The organism is Anaerocolumna cellulosilytica (assembly GCF_014218335.1).
GTDB classification, from domain to species: domain Bacteria; phylum Bacillota; class Clostridia; order Lachnospirales; family Lachnospiraceae; genus Anaerocolumna; species Anaerocolumna cellulosilytica.
Genome location: NZ_AP023367.1, coordinates 3741619 through 3761948 on the forward strand (window position 1 = coordinate 3741619; position 20330 = coordinate 3761948).

Sequence of the window (20330 nt, forward strand, 5' to 3'; positions counted from 1 at the left end):
TATCATCCCCAGTCATAATTATTCGCTTCGCAAATCTGTCCAACAGAATCCTTAACTACCTGTTTATAGTCGTTTTGACTGATTAATTTACCATTGTAATAAATGTATGCCACGTCATTCTTATTGCTTTCATTCACAGCCTGTCCGCCAAAGCTGTCATAGGACATGGAATAGTCCTGATTTGCACTTAAATACGTATCTACTACGTCTTTGTTATCCGTCTTGCTAAATACATCCTTTTGATTGACACCTGATTTTAATAGTACATTGCCATTATCCGCCCAGTTCCGTTTTGTTTGGTTACTTTTTACTTCCTCAACCGCACTGGTAACAGTTGCTTCCATTTTATCTGCATCCATCTTGACACAGGGTGTTCCATTGGCGTAACAGTCTTTAATCACCTTTAAATCCTTTTGTTTTTGATCTATATCTGCATTGGAGGCAGTAAGATGTTCTGTCATATACTTCTTAGCCCCCTCCACGTCAGTAATTGGATTGTTGTCTCTATCCTTAAGCTGTCCGTTCTCTATCATCTTCTGAAGGTCACCTGACTGTTCCATCTTTTCAACAGTACCACCTATATCCTCACAATACGGTGAGAACAGTAAGTTTTCTTCTAACTCTCTTACCATTGACATATTATCCTTCATCGTAGTCTGAAGAGCTTGCTTTGAACTAAGCTCATCCTGTAATCTTGCCTTTTCTGCCGGATCTGTACAGGAGTCAATTTTATTTTGAAGTTCTGCAATATTCTTTGCCAGCCCCTCTATATTCCGCTCTGTGAGGTTTGGTAGACCGTCTCCTTCCTCCCATTCATTAAAATCGACAGCTCCCTGCTGTTCACTAATGGCATTTTCCTGCCCATCATCCACTAAACCAATATTTCCACCACATTTGATACAGGTAATAGTACAGCCGCTGTTAAGAGCCGGGACGCCTTTTAGTAAAAGTTTGTCTGTACCTCCAATCCATTTTCCGTTAATCGCAAATTGGGGGTCACACATGACTACTACATTTTGTTTTAAATCTTCCGCAAATTCCGGCTCTTCGGGTTCTTCTTTCTTTTCTTCCTTTCCGAATACACTCATTACCTTGCCAAATAAACCTTTTACTGCTTTTCCAACGGCACTTACCCCATCCATAATACCGTCTAATAAATTATCTTCCTTTTTGACATTTGCAAGTATTTCTTCCATCTTGGCAATCCTGTCAGGATTTGTCTCACAGGTGCAATATCCGAATATCTGGATTTCCGTTTTTGCCTCACAATCCTCTTCTGTGAGAACCGGCATATCATGAACATAGGTACCATGGCATTCCTTTACAACAACTCTTGCTGTTCTGGAACCATATTCACAATAGGTTTTGGCTCCATGCAGGACATAACTGTACTGTTTTTCCAGGCTCTCCTCCTGGGATGTTACTTCACTTTTAACGGATGTACCCTGAACCGCCATATCATCATCACCTTTCATTATAAATCTGCCTGCTATCTACACTCAATTTCTTCAAAACTGATACCAAAGCATCCCCTGCGTAAAATAGATTCCACAATATCCATAGATACTACAACCGTATTCTTTGATATCCCCTTGATTTTAAATATATGTACATTATTCACTTTCTTTTTATCAAGCACCAGCTTTATTACACTGTTATCCTTATGAAATTCACTGGTTTCATGAAGACAATCAAGCCTGTCAATCAGAGCCAGATAATAATTTCGATTGGTCTGCTTTTCCCTGTTTATAATAGAAACGCCTTTGAATATAACATCTTGGTCATACATACGGATAACTTTATAGATATCCTTTTCCACCATAGTTAGAGGGGCATCAAGCATCTGAGGATACAAACTGTTTTCTGTCTCTTTTGTAAACAATGCCGTATTATCCTTTAACCTGTCTGCATAAGAGCTGTCCAAATCTACAGCTTCCTTTCCTGGAAATTCGATGAGTTCAAACACATTATGTATACGCTTGTCTTGGGACATGCTATAATATTTCATTGGCATTAGCATCCTTTCCTTGATTATTTTACACAGATACTATCTAACTGCTCCTTCGTTAGGTTTAATTGAAAGACAATATCCTTATCAAAAACCGCGCTCGTTACATTGGCATCTGTAAAATCTACATTTTTAAAAGTAACTCCCGTAAAATCACAATGTCTTAAATCCGAACCGGTTAAGTTCACATTGGTAAGTACTGCTCCCCGAAAGGAAACAGGATAAACCCCTGCCGCAATTTTCTTTCCCGTTTCATACTCTGTAACAGCAAAATGGTTTGCGGCTAACACCGTATCCGTAATCACTGCTTGTTCAAAATCCGTATCTTGAAATGTACAGGCATTGAGATAACTGTTTTTTATTACTGCTCCTGAAAAGTCGCAGCCAATAAAATTACAAAAGAGAGCCTCTTCCTCTTCCATCCTTACTTTTTGATAAGAGGTAAACGCTGTATTTTTGAATACAAGCCGCAATTCCTGAAAATGAAAGCCAGAAAAATCACGAAAGGTAAGTTCCTCTGTACTCATACCATTCTCCTCCGGTGCTGCACATAGCTTTGTAAGAGCCTCTTCTTCCGCCATCGGTTCAGGAAATGCAATATGAAGAATAATGCATTTATCTTTACGCTCCCCAAGGGTAATCCGAAACAAAGGCGTCTTATGAAGCTCCCTGTACACCTCCTGCTGCCGTATCTTTTGAAACGCTTTTAGTCCTCCAATGTAAAAATATCCGATATAACGGCCGAATTCCCGAAGCTTTATGTTCTCTACATCAGACTGGGTTAGCTTTCCTGCATAATCCGGCAGCTTTTTATTAAGTATATCCACCAGTGTTTCAAGAGGCTCAAAAAATTCTGCCATGTTTAGAGTTACAGCACGCTCCTTTTTATCAAATACTCCTTTTTCATCCTGCGCCTCCACGTACCATTGATAGGTACCATCCAGTACATGTGCACGTAAATAGGAAAAATGGATATAGCCAATTGGCGTATTGTCCTTCGTATCTTTTAAATACGCTATAATTTGCCGGAACCCCTCCTGCAATTTATCAAGATATAACTCCCTCTTTTGTAAAAATCTACAGTGAAATTCTTTTGCTGCAATTTCACATGCCTCCCCTGCAATATGCTCTTCAAAATGTTCCAAAGCCTCTGCCCTGTTCATTTATAATCCCCCTCTAGTTCTCTAAAATATACTCTCCGGTCATCTTGGTGTTACCGTCTTTTTCCATGACAATCGTTCCGCTTTGTCCTCCAATGCTGATGTTTTCTGTAGCATACAAATTAATATTTTTCGTTGCCGTAATAGTTACATCCTCCTCCGCGGTAACATGAATGCTCTTTGCACCATTAATAGTGATGTTTCCGCTATTATCAAGAGTAATCATGGCCTTACCGTCATCGGCATTAATTATAATTCCTGATGGGGATAATATTATTTCTTTGTTATCCGCAGTTCTTAAATACTTCACACTGGGGTCTGACATTCTATCACTTGCATCACCTGCCTGCGGAGTGTAACTGCTGACAGAACTAATAGCATAGCACTCTTTCTCCTCTTCATTGGGAAAATAAACTCTGATTTCATCACCCTGTTCCGGCATACAATACCAGCCGCTGCCATCTGGGGATGCAGACATGGTGGAGTAGGGGAAATAATAACTTCCTCCTGCTTTACCGTCTATGGCAAGATTAATTTGTACCTTATCTCTCTGAATACTTGCAACGGAACCGTTTAAGGAGATACCTGCGATCTCCATGTTATGGTATTTCTTTTGCTTTAATCCGTTTTTCTTACACAGATGATAGGTACCAATCAACACACCTTTTATCATCTGGGCGCTGACTTCCTTAACGTAATATTCTGACTTCTGGAATTTTACTTTTGATCCCAGCTTTAATAAGGCATGGCTTTTTACGATATAGGTAATATAATCGGATTCATTGATACCACTAATGTAATTTTTCTGATTAATCTGATATTCCTTTATATTTTTCCAGGCAGTATACTCTAGAACCTCAATCTCCTTTGCAGAACCTCCCTCTCTGGGACCTATATAGAATCTGGGCGCAGTGCTGGTTATTTCCGGAATTAACCCCAGATAGGTTCTTGCTGACATTCGTTTTATAAACTCCCAGTCAGTTTCTTTATATTGAAGAATGAATTCCCCTGTAGAATTATTTAACTCCTCCGAAATAATAGCCTTTGCCTCCTGGGTATTCTTAAGAACACCTTGGATTAATGCTTTATAACTAAGGGAAGTATTTTGATAAGACTTAGATACCTTATAGATATCTAGAAGATATGTTTTACTTAAGACCGTAACAAAAAGCTCTTTGATACTGCCCTCATTGGCAACCCGTACATCCGTTACCGTACCGCAGAAAATTAGTTCCTTTTCTTCACCGTTTTTATTATATACATCTACCTGATATCCCACTGTGGTATAATAAACGACAATATCCTGGACATGCTCTGGCAGCCGTCCGGAAAAGGTCAAAACGGCATGTTGTCCTATTTTTTGTTCAATTTTAAATTGTTCCAGATGTAGTAGTTCAAAACTTGGGATGAGTAAGTTTTCATAGGTTATTGTTTCTGATTTGTCTTCCTTATTTTTCTCAGTCTTTTCTCTCACAGACAGTCTGTCAACAGAAGCTAGCCGGGACATAGTATGAGAGGCTCTGTTTACCGCTTCTACTTTTCCTGTCTTTTTAGTTTCTACAGCCTTTAACATTCCTTTACTTTCACTCTTAACCCCAACAGCTTTTAATGCATTTTTCTTTTCCATATGCAACCTCCCCTTATTTTATTTCAATCAGCTTCATAAGTGCCCGCATCATATGTTTCCAGTATTTATCATCTCCATGGTCATAATTTAGGGTACACTGCATCCTGCCATAAGGCGTCATAATAAACCAAATACTGTTATGAACGCTTCCTAAACCAGTAACATTAAGAAAATCAAGATAAAGCACCTGTCTGCCACCGCTTAATATACTCCCCTCTTCCAACCAGTTAAAATGAAAGCCGGAAGGCTTTAGATTTTTTTCCATGTTATCTTTATACACAGATAATGGTTCAAACGCCTCCATAATGTCTGACAACACAATGTTGCTGCTAAAACCCATTTCCATATTTAAGGATTGAAAGGCACTCTTTTCATTTATGCGTATTTCAAGCTCTTCACTTGGAAGATAGAGGGACACTCGATCCTCAAGAATCGTATACTTTTGAAATAAATAAGTTCTGTCAAATATAGTACAAGCACCGCTTTTTATTCCCTCTGCAATATCCTCCGTGTGTATAGACGCATCTTCCTCTAATCGCCTATCTTTTTCCTCCTTCTCTCGTTCTCTTTTTCGCTCCTTTTGAACCATCCTGGCTATTTCTTCATCAATAAATGGCATGGACATACTCCTTTCTTGTTGGTGCTTTCGTTCCGGTACAAAAACTCCATTAACTCTTACAATTTTTAACCTCTTATCATATATAGCAAGTCTCTGTCATAAAGCATATTTTAATTACGTATTATGTATATTTTTATCGAAAATTGGATTATAATTCTAATTATTTCATAATTTGTAAATTGTTACTATAGGACTTTAGTCAGATATGAAAAGTATCTTCACGTGTACAAAAGTAAAGAAATTAGAAAAATGAAATCGAACAAAAAAGCAATAATATATTCCATTGCATAAATACTGCATATCACTTATAAATAAGATAAATGAAATAGTACTTTACTCAATAGTAGTAACACCTCCGTAAACAGGTATTTTATTCAATATGTATTATGAATGAGAGTTGAAAGAAATAAAAAGGGAAGGAAGCCACCATACTCTTTTAACTCCTTCGGTGGCATATCACCTTATGTGATAGGCAGATAGCATGATAGATATACTAAATCAAAACTTTTTTAAATACAGCGGACGTATCTTAAAAAAAGATAATGCCGCTATTCTTGGGTATACCAATTCACAAGTGGAGTTTTATGTAAAAGCCACAAAAGAGACAGCGGTAATCACCGCCTGTATTGATACAAAGAACAATGGGGAGGAGAATGAGGCAAGACTCAAAATCTTTCTGGATAACAAAGAGCAGGAAGAAACTTTACTTGTACTCCATGAAGAAAGCAAAGAATACCGCCTTGCAGACCTTAATGATGAAGCAGTACACAAAATTACGCTAATTAAAATAACAGAAGCTGGTATGTCTTATGCAAAATTAATTTCTATTCATATAGAAGGAGGGGAGCTTATACCGCTGCCTGTTCAAACGGACAATCGGCTAAAGATTGAATTTATTGGTGATTCCATTACCTGTGGTTATGGTGTTTATGGAGATCCTGATTCGGAATATCATATACGTGATGAGGACGGTATGAAAACCTATGCCGCCTATGCCGCTAAGGAGTTGAACCTGAATGCCAGATACACCGCAGTATCCGGTTTTGGCATCTACACCAAGTATGATGGAGACAGGGAGGGCATTCTTCCAAAAGTATATCCTTATACCAACTATTTTGTAGATGAAGAAGCATTGTATGATTTCAAAGATTTTATACCTGATATCTTTGTTATTAATCTGGGTACGAACGATTCCGGTCATTTACTCAATAAAGAGGTACAAGAGGGCTTTCTTCATAACTATGTTACCTTCTTAAAATTCTTAAAATCATATGCACCGGATAGTACCATACTTTGTATTTGCGGTACTCTATGTACAAATGCTTTTTCTTTCATTGAGACGGCTGTTGCAGAGGCACGGGCGAATGGACTTGATAAATTATACACCTATGAGCTTCCTTTCCATAATGTAGAACTAGACGGAATGGCATCGGGTCATCCTTCTTTGTTGACACATCAAAAGGACGGGGAACGTCTGGTTGGTAAGCTGAGAGAAATTCTAAACTTGTCCTGACTTTCACACACTGTCTCCTATTTTTTAAAAACTGCCTTAAGCTGTACCTCTAATAGATATAGCTTAAGGCAGTTTTTATCAACACCAAACTAGCTCCCATTGCATGTTGGATTACCTTCAAGTTTTGTACTGCCTTAACATCAGGGTGTGAAATTAATTATTAGTTTCACACTATACATCATAGCTTGGTACCTGAATAGTTGTGCCAGGCATAAGCATAACCTCGTTTAGGCCGTTATATTCTAACAAATCATCCAGACCGATTCCAAATTTATCCAATATAGATTGTAAGCTATCCTGCTCTTCTACTGTATAAGAAATCACATTACCCACTTCTGCTGCCTGTTGCTGTACAGGAATACAAATCTCATCACCTACTTGTAAATTATATATGTCCATAAATGGATTCAGCCTTAAAATCAGGGGAAGCGGTACATTATAATCACGGCTGATGCCATATAAGGTATCCCCTTGTCTAATAGCATAATTCATACAAGTATATTCACCAAAATTCATTTGCCCCAACTTTCTAAAAGCCAATGATAGCAGCTACCACTTTGCTTTTTTTTCGCTCCTTATATTATATTCTGCTTCTATTACAGTTGTTCCAATAAATAATTTAGAAACTATATATAGTATATGCATAATACCCTGCGTACAACGACAAACCAAGTACAAAACACCAAAACTATTAGCAATTTAGCAACTTTTCGCGGTTTTATAACAAAATTCTTTTGTTGAACTTACTTGACAATTGTCGTATAATACTACATGATATTGATTTCATTCCTACACAAATTGCTCACAAAAGGTCATTTCATGAATATTTTAGCATATATATAATCAGTGTAACAATTTTTGACAATCATTAAGGGCATGTCTAAAGCACTTAGAATGAAACAATGCGTTTTCAGGCGCCCTCATCACTACAATTCGCTGACAAACCAAAACTGGATTTATATATATAGGAGAATTGACGTTTTACAAAGCAGGGAGGTAACAAATTGAATAATTTAACTATAAATAACAAACAAGGCACCTTAGGTATAGACATCGGATCTACCACTGTTAAAATAGCGGTCTTAAGCCAAGACAACGAACTACTATATTCCGAATATGAACGGCATTATGCCAACATTCAGGAGACACTGGCTAAGTTATTAGACAATGCCAGAAATGCTCTAGGAAATCTTTCAGTAGCACCTATGATAACAGGTTCAGGCGGCTTAACCATCTCTAAACACTTAGGCGTTCCTTTTGTACAGGAGGTAGTTGCTGTATCGACCTCTTTACAGGACTTTGCCCCTCACACAGATGTAGCCATAGAGCTTGGCGGTGAAGATGCCAAAATCATTTATTTTACCAATGGTATTGAACAGCGTATGAACGGCATCTGCGCCGGCGGTACAGGTTCTTTTATTGACCAGATGGCAACCCTGTTAAAAACAGATGCCTCCGGTTTAAATGAATACGCAAAGGAATACAAGGCTATCTATCCGATTGCAGCTCGTTGCGGGGTATTTGCCAAATCTGATATCCAGCCATTAATTAACGAAGGTGCTACAAAACCTGACCTTTCCGCATCCATCTTTCAGGCTGTAGTTAACCAGACCATCAGCGGTCTTGCCTGTGGAAAGCCTATTCGTGGAAATGTAGCCTTTTTAGGCGGTCCTCTCCACTTTTTAACAGAGCTTAAGGAAGCCTTTATTCGTACTCTCACTTTAACAGAGGGACAGATTATTGCACCTGCGCATTCCCATATCTTTGCAGCAACCGGTGCTGCCATGAACAGTAAAGGCGAGTCTCTAACCTCATTAGAGGAATTAAGTAAAAAACTTACGATCGGCATCACCATGGATTTTGAAGTCTCACGTATGACACCATTATTCTCAACGGATGACGACTACGCCCAGTTTAAAGAAAGACACTCCAGACATTCCGTTGTAAAAGGCGATTTAAGTACATATGAAGGTGATTGTTTCTTAGGTATAGATGCCGGTTCTACAACGACTAAAGTTGCATTAGTGGGAACAGACGGTTCCTTATTGTATTCCTTTTACAGCAGTAATAATGGAAGCCCCTTAAAAACGGCCTTAAAATCTATAAAGGAAATCTATTCCATCTTACCGGAAAAAGTAAGAATTGTACGCTCCTGCTCTACCGGTTATGGGGAAGCTTTAATAAAAGCTGCACTTATGCTTGATGAGGGCGAAGTAGAAACCGTTGCCCATTACTATGCTGCTGCCTTTTTTGATCCCAAGGTTGACTGTATCTTAGACATTGGCGGTCAGGATATGAAATGCATTAAAATAAAAAATAGTACTGTAGATAGTGTTATGCTAAATGAAGCTTGCTCTGCCGGCTGTGGTTCCTTTATTGAAACCTTTGCAAAATCCTTAAACTATGAGGTGGCTGATTTTGCTAATGTTGCACTTTTTGCTAAGAATCCGGTTGATTTAGGCTCCAGATGTACGGTATTTATGAATTCTAAGGTTAAGCAGGCACAAAAAGAAGGTGCTGAAGTAGCTGATATCTCTGCCGGTTTAGCTTACAGTGTTATTAAAAATGCCATCTATAAAGTTATTAAAATCACAGACCCTAAGGACTTAGGTGAGCACATTGTTGTACAGGGAGGTACCTTCTATAACGAAGCCGTTCTTCGAAGCTTTGAGCGTCTTGCCGGATGTGAAGTAACAAGGCCTGATATTGCCGGAATTATGGGAGCCTTCGGTGCCGCTTTAATAGCTAGAGAGCATTATGATGGCACAGCTACAACCATGCTTTCCATTGATGACATCAATAACCTGCAAGTCGAATCTTCCATGTCCAGATGCAGACTGTGTACCAATAACTGTAGGCTTACTATCAATCGTTTCAATGGGGATAGAAAATTTATCAGTGGAAACCGCTGTGAAAGAGGTCTTGGAAAAGTTAAAAACAAAGACAATATTCCAAATTTATTTGAATATAAACTTAAGAGACTCTTCTCCTATGAGCCGCTGCCGATGGAAAAAGCTCCTCGTGGAACGGTAGGTATACCAAGAGTATTAAATATGTATGAGAATTATCCTTTCTGGTTTACCTTCTTTACAGAACTTGGCTACCGGGTAATCCTTTCACCGGAATCTACCAGAAAGATATATGAAATGGGCATCGAATCCATTCCAAGTGAATCCGAATGTTATCCTGCTAAATTGGCTCACGGTCATATAATGTGGCTGATTAAGGAAGGCATTGATTTTATCTTTTATCCAAGCATTCCTTATGAAAGAAAAGAAGTAGCTGGTGCTAATAACCACTATAACTGCCCTATTGTTGCTTCCTACAGTGAAAATATTAAAAATAATGTGGAAGAACTTCGGGATGGTAAGATTAATTACCAGAACCCCTTTCTTTCTTTTGAAACTGAAGAAATAATCGGAAAACGCCTGATAAAGATAATGAAAGATCTTGCCGGTATTAATGACAAAGAAGTAAAAACCGCCGTCCACAAAGCGTGGATCGAAATGGAAGCAGAAAGAGAAGAGCTCCGTAAGAAAGGGGAAGAAACCATTGCTTATCTTCGGGAAACCGGACGCAAAGGTATCGTTCTTGCCGGACGCCCCTATCACGTAGATCCTGAAATCAATCATGGTATACCGGAATTAATTAATTCGTATGGTGTAGCTGTTCTTACTGAGGACAGTATCTCCCACTTAGGAGCTATCGACCGACCGTTAGTAGTTGTTGACCAGTGGATGTACCATTCCAGACTATATGCTGCTGCTTCTCATGTAAAGACCATGCCGAATCTTGAATTAATACAATTAAATTCCTTTGGCTGCGGTCTGGACGCGGTAACTACAGACATGGTACACGATATATTAACTAAATCAGGAAAAGTTTATACCGTCCTTAAAATCGATGAAGTAAATAATTTAGGTGCTGCCAGAATCCGAGTCCGTTCCTTATTGTCAGCCGTAAAAGACAGGGAACACAAACATCTGGCGAAAGCAACTGTTGTGTCCAATGCTCACCATAGAGTAGTATTTACAGAAGAAATGCGTAAAGAATACACTCTGCTTGCCCCCCAGATGTCACCCATTCATTTTGATATTTTACAATCTGGTCTAAGAGCTAACGGGTATAATGTAGAGGTTCTTGGCAACGACAATCGGAATGCCGTGGATATAGGTCTTAAATATGTTAATAACGATGCCTGCTATCCATCACTAATGGTTGTAGGTCAGATAATGGATGCCTTATTATCCGGCAAATATGATATTAATAAAGTGGCCGTGATGATAACGCAGACCGGTGGTGGCTGCCGTGCTACCAACTATATAAATTTTATACGACGTGCTTTAGAAAAAGCAGGAATGTCTCATATTCCAGTGGTCTCCTTAAGTGCTTCCGGATTAGAAAAAAATCCCGGTATGAAATTTTCACCAAAGCTGTTAGTTGCTGCAATTCAGTCTTTAGTATACGGTGATGTATTTATGAGAGTTCTTTACCGCACAAGACCATACGAAGCCGTACCTGGTTCAGCCAATGAGCTGCATCAAAAGTGGAATGAAATTTGCAAAAAATCAGTAGAAACGGGTAAGTGGAAAGAATTTAAGCGTAATATACGTGGAATCATTGAGGATTTTGATAATCTTCCGCTTTTAGACATAAAAAAACCCCGCGTAGGTATTGTTGGCGAGATTTTAGTAAAATTCCTTCCTTCTGCAAATAACTTTTTGGTAGACCTTTTAGAAGCCGAAGGTGCAGAGGCTGTAATGCCTGATTTAATTGATTTCTTTATGTATTCTTTCTATAACGCTAATTTTAAGGCTGAATTCTTAGGCTTTAAGAAATCTACTGCAACAATTAATAATATCTTAATTGAAGTGATTGAATATTGCAGAAAAGAAGCTAGACTCGCTTTTGAAAAGAGCAAGCGTTTTGAACCACCGGTACATGTAAGAAAATTAGCTGAATATGCTTCTCCTATCGTATCTGTTGGTAATCAGACGGGAGAAGGCTGGTTTCTGACCGGAGAAATGATTGAATTAATCCATTCCGGGGTTGAAAATATCGTGTGTGCTCAGCCATTTGCCTGCCTGCCAAACCATATCGTTGGTAAAGGCGTTATTAAAGAATTACGGTTGCAGTATCCGAAATCAAATATTGTAGCTGTAGACTATGACCCCGGTGCAAGTGAAGTTAACCAGCTAAACCGAATTAAGTTGATGCTTGCAACCGCTGTAAAGAATATGGAAACTGACAAAACAAAATAACAATAACTCTACTCAGGTTTTAACTTACCTATTTAAATGTAAAGGATGTGGGTGGAATAACCCACATCCTTTTTAGCCAAGAGTATTGCATACACTATTCCTTGTGTGCATTCCGCTTAGATATTTCTTTCTTCTTTCATCATAAATTCCGGGCGGACAATGTACTCATAATATTTTACACTTCCATCAAATCTCAAATAAGCCTGAAACCTTGTCTTTACAGCAGGTGAGGTAATCATATCTATAACCTTTTCCCTTGGAATCCATGCGGTTTCTGAAGTTTCTTCAGAAATGGACAAATCTCCGCCTGCATATTCACAGATAAAATCAAACATTACCTTAGTAGGTACCATGCCATAACCGTTATACCCCTCATAAGTTCCCGTATTGGAGGATACCGAGAAAAGTTTACCTACAGTAATATCAATGTTACTTTCCTCTTTTACTTCACGGATAACTGCCTGTATCAGATTTTCACCTACTTCCACCTGACCTCCGGGGAATACCCAACCACCGCGGTGTGTCCTGACCATTAAAATATCTTTCTTATTCTTTACAACAACTCCAGCTGCTGTAACAATATGAGTTGGAAATGTTCTCACAATTTAATCTCCTTAAATTTTATACTTCGTCCATTCACGAGACTTGGCTCACCTGCTTCCATTCAACATATGAAAATAGTAGATAATTTTCTACTCCCTTTTACTATTTTTTGCTTTTAAGAGAAGTTTATTTTAATACTCAATCTCTTTGGTTGCACTTTTGCCAAATTCTTCTTTACTTTTTAGTTTCTCAGACTTTTGCAAGGTTTTGGCTGCTTCATCAAGATAGTCAATACTACTGCCAGCCGGAATAAATAAAAGTTCTGCTATAGCAGCAGTGGTATCTGCATAGTCTTTATACTGTAGGTACCATCCTTCTTTGTTCTTTGTAAATACAGGTATATTTTCAGCAGAAAAACCATACAAACCGGTAAATCGTACCTTATCTGTTGTTACTTCCTTAGAAAATAGAATCTCTATGGGTGCATAGGAAGAAACCAGATTTCCATCATAAACTACTTGCCAGTCTCCATCGATAAAAGCTTGTATACGGCAGCCCTTAATATCACCCTTGTGCTCTCTTTCATTTTGTCTTGCCATATAGAGAAGCCCTTTGATTGTTAATTCCTTCTCAGGTGAGAGTTCCAAAGTAAAAGGATATGAAAGTTTTTCCGAGGTATAAAAGGTATTGGGATTCCCATCAATGATGGATATGATATCGTCTTTTATTTCATCATCTTTATGAAAGTTTTCTGTACCTGTACCACAAGAATCCGTTAACACTCTGACCTGTGTCTTACAATTAGCCATAATATTTCTTGGAAAAAACGCCTTTATAAGTACTTCCTCCTCTATTTGAACCTCTGGTAAGAATGCATCTGAGGCAGCATAAGCCAATAAGGATTGTTTTAATAATCCAGCGACAGGTCTGTTATCTATATCCTTATCTAAATCGGCTGTAACAATCAGCAGCGAACCCTTTAAAACCTTACCTTCTAAAATCATACCCAGGCGGTAATTACGGGTATATTCATCAATTGGCTGTACGATAGGCATAAGTTCTGCCGGAAAGTCTGAAAGATTCAAACCATTTGCTCCCTGTATAATTTCTTCCCACTGCCACTCCTGATATTCTCTGGTTGGAAATAGAGCAAGAGCCGGGTGGTCTTTGCGAATAACCAGTCCCATACCTCTACTGTAAGTGGGACCCATTTGTGAATTCCAAAAAGAGGGTCTGACAGATACTGGTGGAGAATCAAGCCTATGGTGCTCCGGCAGGGGCGAATAGATTACTCTTCTTCCGTCTTCTAAAGCCTGTAATGCCACCTTTAGAGAACGGGTGTATGTAACCTTATTTGCTGCTTCCTCTTCTAAATCTTTGGCATTCGCAGGTGCTTCATACAACCAGATACGCCAACTGTTTCTTACAGTTGTATCTTTAATACCCACAACTATTTCATATTCTGCCGGAGCAGGTAAGTCCTGAAGGTTTACTTCCACTTCTCCGATTTCATAATTTTTGCATAACGGTATATCAAAACCAGAAAACACTCCATTTATAACTGTATTACCTTCAGCATTTAGTACTTCCCAGTAAATAATTGCATCTTTTATCTCCTCTTTTCCGAAATGGCAAAATTCCAGGAGACACTTTAGTGTTTCATGCTGTTTATAAATCCTTTTTGGGAGACGCAGTAATGGTACGGTTTCCTGACAAAAGCCTTTGAATTCATTCGCAGTAACAAAACTTTTTTCCTCCCAGAAAGGATCAAGCATTCCGACTAAAGCAGTACCCTGACCAATATAATCATGCAGCTCTAACAACTCAAACCCGTAGAGATGAGGGGTTCGAAAGGTTGCTTCGATTTCTTCTTTATAAAGCTGTACTTTGAGCTTGCCTGACAAATGTGCAAATTCTTTATTCTGTGATAATACCCCCTGCCTTCTGGCACTTTCTCTAAAAGCAATAAAATTTCCGGGTTTTAAATATCCCGTGAATTTATCAATCAACTCAAAATCTGGATAAGAACACCATTGTCCTAATTCATGGGATACAACCGGATATTGAATTCCTTCCACAGATAAACGATAATCCTTCCCGTGCCAGCCCTGACTGTTACGGATAGTACCACCCGGTTGGATTCCAAAACCGGAGCGATGAAAGTACACATAGTCCATTCCTTCAATTTTATCCGGTGTAACTGGATAAGGCCAGCCAGATTGTGCAGTATACACTCGTCTGCTATCAATTTCTTTACATTGTTTCACCCAATTCCTTAACGGTTTGTACCAGTCCCCACCAGGCTCATTACTTGGAGAGAGCATAACAAAGGAAGGATGATTTCCAAACTGCTTAATGATCCGTTTTGTTTCCTCCCATAATACCTCATTCATGTTACAGCCTTCGTAGAAATGATTCCACATACCGCATTCCACCTGTAGATAAAGCCCCTCTTCATCTGCTGCCACAAAAGCTGCTTTAGGAGGACAAAAAGAATGAAAACGAATATAGTTTAGCCCCCACTCCTTACAGGTACGTATAATTTTTTTCCATTCATAAACTTCTGTAGAAGGGTATCCGGTTAGTGGAAAATCACCACCGCTATGAGTTCCTCGAAAAAAAGCAGGACGATTATTCAGGTAGAATCTCCCTTCCTTTGTCTCAATCTTACGAAATCCAAAGGTTACTTCTTCCTCCTGTATTTGTTCACCCAGTTTTAGAATTGCCCGAATTCTATGTAAAACCGGAGAATATTCATCCCAGCATGCCGTCTCCTGAGGATACTCAATATTCACGGTAACCATCTGCTCAGATTCCTCTATATCAACCGTTTTAGAGGTATTATTTATTTGAAATTGTACCGTCTGTTTAAGACCTGTATGGTTACTTATAGACAGTAAAACAAGTACCGTTTTGGTTTCCACATTGGGATAAACCTGAATGTTCTCCATATGCACCATAGGAACGGCTTTCACGGATACTTTCCCTGCAATGCCATTCCAGGTGGCACCAAGGGCATCCGAAACCATATGGCCGTCCGGGCGGTAAGGATACTGTAAACTATTATCCACGCATAGTACAATGGTATGTTCTCCTGCTTCTAAAGCACCAAGACAGTAAATATGGGACGTACACAATGCTGTTTCGGAGCCTATATACGCAGCATCCAGCCACAGAGAGGTCTTCCATTTTACACATTCAAGCTCAAGATAAAAGATACAATCCCCTATATTCTCCGGTATTGCAAACGTCTTCTGATACCAGGCTTTACCCAAATAATGCTTTGGAGGTTGACTTAAGAAAGGAATATGAATGGCTTTTCCTTCTGTTTTATATTCCTCCCGTTCATACCACAACTTATCGTGGAGGCTGGAAATCCAAGGTGTGTGTTCCGTAACATCCTCACCATAACCCTGGGCTTGTAAAATACCAGGTATCTGAATCGTATCTATGAAATCAATCGTATCAACGGACAGCCTAGACTCTGTTGTATCTATAAAATGCCCCTTACTCTTTATATTCTGAATCGTCTCAGAATCCATTTTTCCCCTATTCTCGATTTCTGTTCTCCCAAAAGCTTCTTCACTGCCCAGAGTAAAATTCCAGGCACCATGCAGTGAATACTCCCAATTCATTTTCATTAACGCCCTCCAGTTCTATACTATGTTGTAATATGTTGTCAATACAAGTATAGCACCATTAGGATTAAGATTATAGTAAATTATAAACTAATTTATATTTTCATTATAACCTCTTCATTTAGACCATCGGATTACAAATACATGTCAAAATTCTTACTTTTTACTCATCAAAGTATTTAAGGCATTTATTTAATAATTCTTAAAAATATCTTCTTGCCTATCTTTAAAACATCTTGGCACACAAGCACCCTCTCCAAATCCTCAAGGTTTAAACGTTCCTGATTGAGCTGTACGCCACCTCCTAAAAGCAATCTTCGAAACTCACTGCCACTTTTTACTTGCCCTGCCTGAACTAGAAGTGGAATTACATCGCTAAGAGTATCCTTCTCCCAATCTATAACAAATTCAGGTATATTATATGGTATAGATTTTTTTTGAAAGGCTGCTTCATAAAAATCCATCGCTTCTGCAACTTCTTCCTTTGTATGATAAAGTTCTGTAATCACCTGCGCCAGCTCGTATTTTACATCTCTGGGGTTCTTTCCATCCTGCAACTCTTCTTGAATACCCCTAATTTCATCCGGGTGCATGTCGGTAGTTAGTTCATAGTATTTGATAATAAGATTATCAGGCACTTCCATAACTTTCTTAAACATTACCTGCGCAGGCTCATGGACGCCGATATAATTACCAAGACTTTTACTCATCTTCTCCACACCATCAAGTCCTTCCAAGATTGGCATGAACAGTGCTACCTGCTGTTCTTCTTCCATACTCTTTTGCAGGTGTCTTCCCATTAATATATTGAAGGTTTGGTCTGTTCCGCCAAGTTCAATGTCAGCCTTTAAGGCTATAGAATCGTATGCCTGCATTAGTGGATAAAAAAACTCGTGCATTCCAATCGGTGCATTGCTTCTGTATCTTTTCTGAAAATCATCCCTCTCTAACATACGAGCAACCGTAGTTGTTGAGGCCAAACGGAGCACATCATCAAATCTTAGCTTACTTAGCCACTCACTGTTAAAACAGACTTCCGTTTTGCTTTCATCTAGAATCTCAAATATCTGATCTGTATAGGTTTTGGCATTCTCTTTCACCTGTTCCTCGGATAAAGCATTTCTTCCTTTGGATTTACCCGTAGGATCACCTATTTTGCCGGTGAAATCACCTATAACAATCACTGCTCTATGTCCTAAATCCTGCATCTGTTTTATCTTGCGAAGTACCACGGCATGACCTAAGTGAATATCCGGTGCGCTTGGGTCAAGACCCAGTTTTATGGTCAAAGGCTTTCCTTCTTTAACAGAACGTTGTAACTTCTTTTCTAAATTCTCTCTGCTGACTACTGTGTCTACACCTTTTAAAATAATATCCATCTGCTCTTTAACGCTTTTCATACTAGCTCCAATCTGTGTGCTCTAATGACTCTCTTCACTTGCACACTCACAAATCAGGATGCTTTCCTTCTATGCCTCATAGTGCGTATTAAGCTTTTTCACAATCTACAATTTTTAATTAAATTTGCTTTTTATATGCGATACTGCGCCACTATGAGAGGAAGAAGCTCTTTAGCATCCTCTCTTTTAAATACCTTCCTGTTTGAATCCACGCAATAATACTTAGTGTCTACCATTTCAATAGACTTTAAATGACATAAATGTCATCCTTATAAGGGCGTGATTGTACAGAGAATTCGTAAAAATTCTATTATTCTGTTGTACCATAAAATATACTGCAATTGACATTGACTTGGAGGATAGTTAAAACTGTGAAATGTTAGATAGAATTACCGCAAGTGTGCACAAGCTTGCAGAGTGTTCTTGGTAAATAAAGATTTTTGTTTTGGATAACCTACAAAACAAAAAAACTCCCGTCCTATCAAAAGGACGAGAGTGTAATCTCGTGTTACCACCTTAAGTTAATAAACAATTCACATTGCTTACCTCTTCAAGTACTCCATATGTCATGGGTTATACTCTAGCACTATAACGTGTGCAGGATACGTCACAGCCTACTTGAAAACGTTCGGTGTGCAGCTCAAAGAGGTATTCATAATCAGCCTGCCATGCACCTCTCATCAACCGGTAACTTTCTGTATGGATTACTCATTACTACTTATTCTTATCGTAGCCTTTAAGGTCATATTTAATTTCATTAAAGCAAATGTATTCATTAAAATCAGCAATTACCGAATCCTAACTTTACAGCTTTAAATTAAAGCTATTATAGTGCCTTTGAAGAAATCTGTCAAGAAGATAAGTAAATTATTTTCTGAATGTCTGAACCATTTTTGATAATGTCTTAAGTAACCACAAGTGATTATGTCCCAAATGAGTAATCCATGTTACACTATATCCTCATGACTTACAGATGAGGAGACATTATGAGAAAGGTCAAGTTGACTATGAATGAAGAAAAACGTTATGAAGTAATAAAGAAGTTAGTAGACACAAACGGAAATAAAAAGAATGCTGCCTTGAAGATCGGTTGCACCGAAAGACATATCAATAGAATGATTGCAGGATATAAACGTGATGGTAAATCCTTTTTTATACATGGAAACAGAGGTCGGACTCCTGCTCATGCTCTTTCAAAAGAAACCAAGCAAACTGTCCTAGATTTATATCGTAGTAAGTACTTCGATACGAATTTTACTCATTGTATCGAGCTTCTAGAGAAGTATGAGGGAATTTCTATTTCTGTATCTACATTGAACTCTATTTTAGAAAAAGAATATATTCTTTCTCCAAAAGCTACCCGATCAAAAAAAAGAAAAACCAAACTAAAACTTAAACATTTGAAAACACAAACTAAATCTAAAAAGATACTAGCAGAGTTGCAATCCAATATCGTTGCAATCGAGGATGCACATTCCAGACGTCCTAGATGTGCTTATTTTGGCGAAATGCTTCAAATGGATGCTTCGATCCACTTGTGGTTCGGTGATACGAAAACTCAGCTTCACATCGCTGTCGATGATGCAACTGGTACTATTGTCGGTGCTTACTTTGATGAACAAGAAACTTTAAAAGGATACTACAATGTGTTTCATCAAGTACTTACTGAGTATGGTATTCCCTATTTATTTTTTACCGATAACCGTACAGTTTTTGAATATAAACAAAAAAACGCCCCTTCTATCGAAGAGGACACATACACACAATTCGCTTATGCTTGTAAACAGCTAGGTGTTGAAATCAAGACCAGCAGTATACCACAAGCAAAAGGTCGAGTGGAACGATTGTTCCAAACCTTACAATCTCGCCTACCAGTCGAATTACGCCTGGCAGGCATAAACACACTTAGCGAAGCAAATGCATTCTTAAACTCCTACATAAAAGAATACAATGCCAAGTTTGCTCTAGAGACCAATCTTATCAAATCTGTCTTTGAAAAGCAACCCGTTTTAGAAGAAATAAATCTTGTTCTTTCTGTTCTTACAGAAAGAAAGATAGATAATGGACACTGTTTGAAGTTTAAAAATAAGTATTTTAAGACACTTGATAAGAACGGGCATCAGGTACACTTTTATAAGGGGACAAAGGCAATGGTAATAGAAGCATTTGACGGTAATAAATACTGTTGTATAGATGAGAGTATTTATGCGCTAGAAGCAATTCCGTCACATGAGAAAATATCAAAAAACTTTGATCTTACGCTGTCGCAGAATAAAACAATAAAGCGGAAGATACCAGGGATGCATCATCCTTGGAGAAGGCAAGAATTCTGGCGTTTTGTTAAAATGCAGGAACACCACTGGAATGATGAAGTCCCTGCTTAAATAGATAAAAGCACCAGCCACAGCTGGTGCTAATGTTTAAAATTTATTAGGACATTCTCAAAAATGCTTGACAGAAGATAAGTAAATTATTTTCTGAATGATTTGTAGGATTACAATACATGTGTTACAAATAAAAGAAAAATAAAATACGGAACCGTCTCTTTTGTGTTATATTTT

Annotated in this window: 12 protein-coding genes and 1 other annotated feature; of the genes, 3 read left to right on the plus strand and 9 right to left on the minus strand. The window is 38.4% G+C overall.

Annotated features, from left to right (window positions below):
* Positions 1-2: 2 nt before the first annotated feature.
* Genes acsn021_RS15470 through acsn021_RS15490 form a run of 5 tightly spaced genes read right to left on the minus strand, consistent with a single transcriptional unit; the run spans position 3 to position 5414 of the window.
* Complete coding sequence (locus tag acsn021_RS15470) at positions 3-1475, minus strand: PAAR-like protein (protein WP_184095846.1); 1473 nt, start codon at positions 1473-1475, stop codon at positions 3-5.
* A 14-nt stretch (positions 1476-1489) separates the two neighbouring features.
* Positions 1490-2008, minus strand: coding sequence for an imm11 family protein (locus acsn021_RS15475; RefSeq protein ID WP_184095848.1), 519 nt, complete (start codon positions 2006-2008; stop codon positions 1490-1492).
* Between the two features lie 23 nt (positions 2009-2031).
* The gene (locus tag acsn021_RS15480; RefSeq protein WP_184095850.1) at positions 2032-3171 is read right to left on the minus strand and encodes a pentapeptide repeat-containing protein; all 1140 of its coding nucleotides are present in this window, start codon (positions 3169-3171) and stop codon (positions 2032-2034) included.
* 13 nt (positions 3172-3184) lie between these two features.
* The gene (locus tag acsn021_RS15485) at positions 3185-4795 is read right to left on the minus strand and encodes a contractile injection system protein, VgrG/Pvc8 family (protein WP_184095852.1); all 1611 of its coding nucleotides are present in this window, start codon (positions 4793-4795) and stop codon (positions 3185-3187) included.
* 13 nt (positions 4796-4808) lie between these two features.
* Positions 4809-5414, minus strand: coding sequence for a hypothetical protein (locus acsn021_RS15490; protein ID WP_184095854.1), 606 nt, complete (start codon positions 5412-5414; stop codon positions 4809-4811).
* Between the two features lie 481 nt (positions 5415-5895).
* On the opposite strand from acsn021_RS15490, the gene acsn021_RS15495 reads away from it, so the two are divergent.
* Entirely contained in the window at positions 5896-6927 is a 1032-nt protein-coding gene (locus tag acsn021_RS15495) for a GDSL-type esterase/lipase family protein (RefSeq protein WP_184095856.1), read from the plus strand.
* A gap of 171 nt (positions 6928-7098) precedes the next feature.
* Here acsn021_RS15495 and acsn021_RS15500 read toward each other — a convergent pair whose 3' ends face one another.
* On the minus strand, positions 7099-7419 hold the full coding sequence (locus tag acsn021_RS15500) for a LysM peptidoglycan-binding domain-containing protein (RefSeq protein ID WP_184095858.1): 321 nt from the start codon (positions 7417-7419) through the stop codon (positions 7099-7101).
* A 512-nt stretch (positions 7420-7931) separates the two neighbouring features.
* Between acsn021_RS15500 and acsn021_RS15505 the strand changes: the two genes are divergently transcribed.
* Entirely contained in the window at positions 7932-12188 is a 4257-nt protein-coding gene (locus acsn021_RS15505; protein ID WP_207725204.1) for a 2-hydroxyacyl-CoA dehydratase, read from the plus strand.
* 116 nt (positions 12189-12304) lie between these two features.
* Here acsn021_RS15505 and acsn021_RS15510 read toward each other — a convergent pair whose 3' ends face one another.
* The 3 genes from acsn021_RS15510 to tyrS all read right to left on the minus strand — a co-directional run bounded on the left by acsn021_RS15510 (position 12305) and on the right by tyrS (position 17769).
* Positions 12305-12790: an NUDIX hydrolase gene (locus tag acsn021_RS15510; protein WP_243182300.1), complete on the minus strand. Its 486-nt coding sequence runs from the start codon at positions 12788-12790 to the stop codon at positions 12305-12307.
* A gap of 132 nt (positions 12791-12922) precedes the next feature.
* Positions 12923-16372 (minus strand): discoidin domain-containing protein, encoded by a 3450-nt coding sequence (locus tag acsn021_RS15515; RefSeq protein WP_184095860.1) that lies wholly within the window; start codon positions 16370-16372, stop codon positions 12923-12925.
* A 185-nt stretch (positions 16373-16557) separates the two neighbouring features.
* Entirely contained in the window at positions 16558-17769 is a 1212-nt protein-coding gene (gene tyrS, locus acsn021_RS15520) for a tyrosine--tRNA ligase (RefSeq protein WP_184095862.1), read from the minus strand.
* A 482-nt stretch (positions 17770-18251) separates the two neighbouring features.
* Positions 18252-18509: a binding site (T-box leader), on the minus strand.
* A 267-nt stretch (positions 18510-18776) separates the two neighbouring features.
* Between tyrS and acsn021_RS15525 the strand changes: the two genes are divergently transcribed.
* The gene (locus acsn021_RS15525) at positions 18777-20153 is read left to right on the plus strand and encodes an ISNCY family transposase (RefSeq protein ID WP_185265013.1); all 1377 of its coding nucleotides are present in this window, start codon (positions 18777-18779) and stop codon (positions 20151-20153) included.
* Positions 20154-20330: the final 177 nt, after the last annotated feature.

Coding starts and splice junctions, on each gene's coding strand:
- acsn021_RS15470 (WP_184095846.1), bottom strand. CDS start 1,475: ATGAAAGGTGATGATGATATGGCGGTTCAGGGTACATCCGTTAAAAGT.
- acsn021_RS15475 (WP_184095848.1), bottom strand. CDS start 2,008: ATGAAATATTATAGCATGTCCCAAGACAAGCGTATACATAATGTGTTT.
- acsn021_RS15480 (WP_184095850.1), bottom strand. CDS start 3,171: ATGAACAGGGCAGAGGCTTTGGAACATTTTGAAGAGCATATTGCAGGG.
- acsn021_RS15485 (WP_184095852.1), bottom strand. CDS start 4,795: ATGGAAAAGAAAAATGCATTAAAAGCTGTTGGGGTTAAGAGTGAAAGT.
- acsn021_RS15490 (WP_184095854.1), bottom strand. CDS start 5,414: ATGCCATTTATTGATGAAGAAATAGCCAGGATGGTTCAAAAGGAGCGA.
- acsn021_RS15495 (WP_184095856.1), top strand. CDS start 5,896: ATGATAGATATACTAAATCAAAACTTTTTTAAATACAGCGGACGTATC.
- acsn021_RS15500 (WP_184095858.1), bottom strand. CDS start 7,419: ATGAATTATGCTATTAGACAAGGGGATACCTTATATGGCATCAGCCGT.
- acsn021_RS15515 (WP_184095860.1), bottom strand. CDS start 16,372: ATGAAAATGAATTGGGAGTATTCACTGCATGGTGCCTGGAATTTTACT.
- tyrS (WP_184095862.1), bottom strand. CDS start 17,769: ATGAAAAGCGTTAAAGAGCAGATGGATATTATTTTAAAAGGTGTAGAC.
- acsn021_RS15525 (WP_185265013.1), top strand. CDS start 18,777: ATGAATGAAGAAAAACGTTATGAAGTAATAAAGAAGTTAGTAGACACA.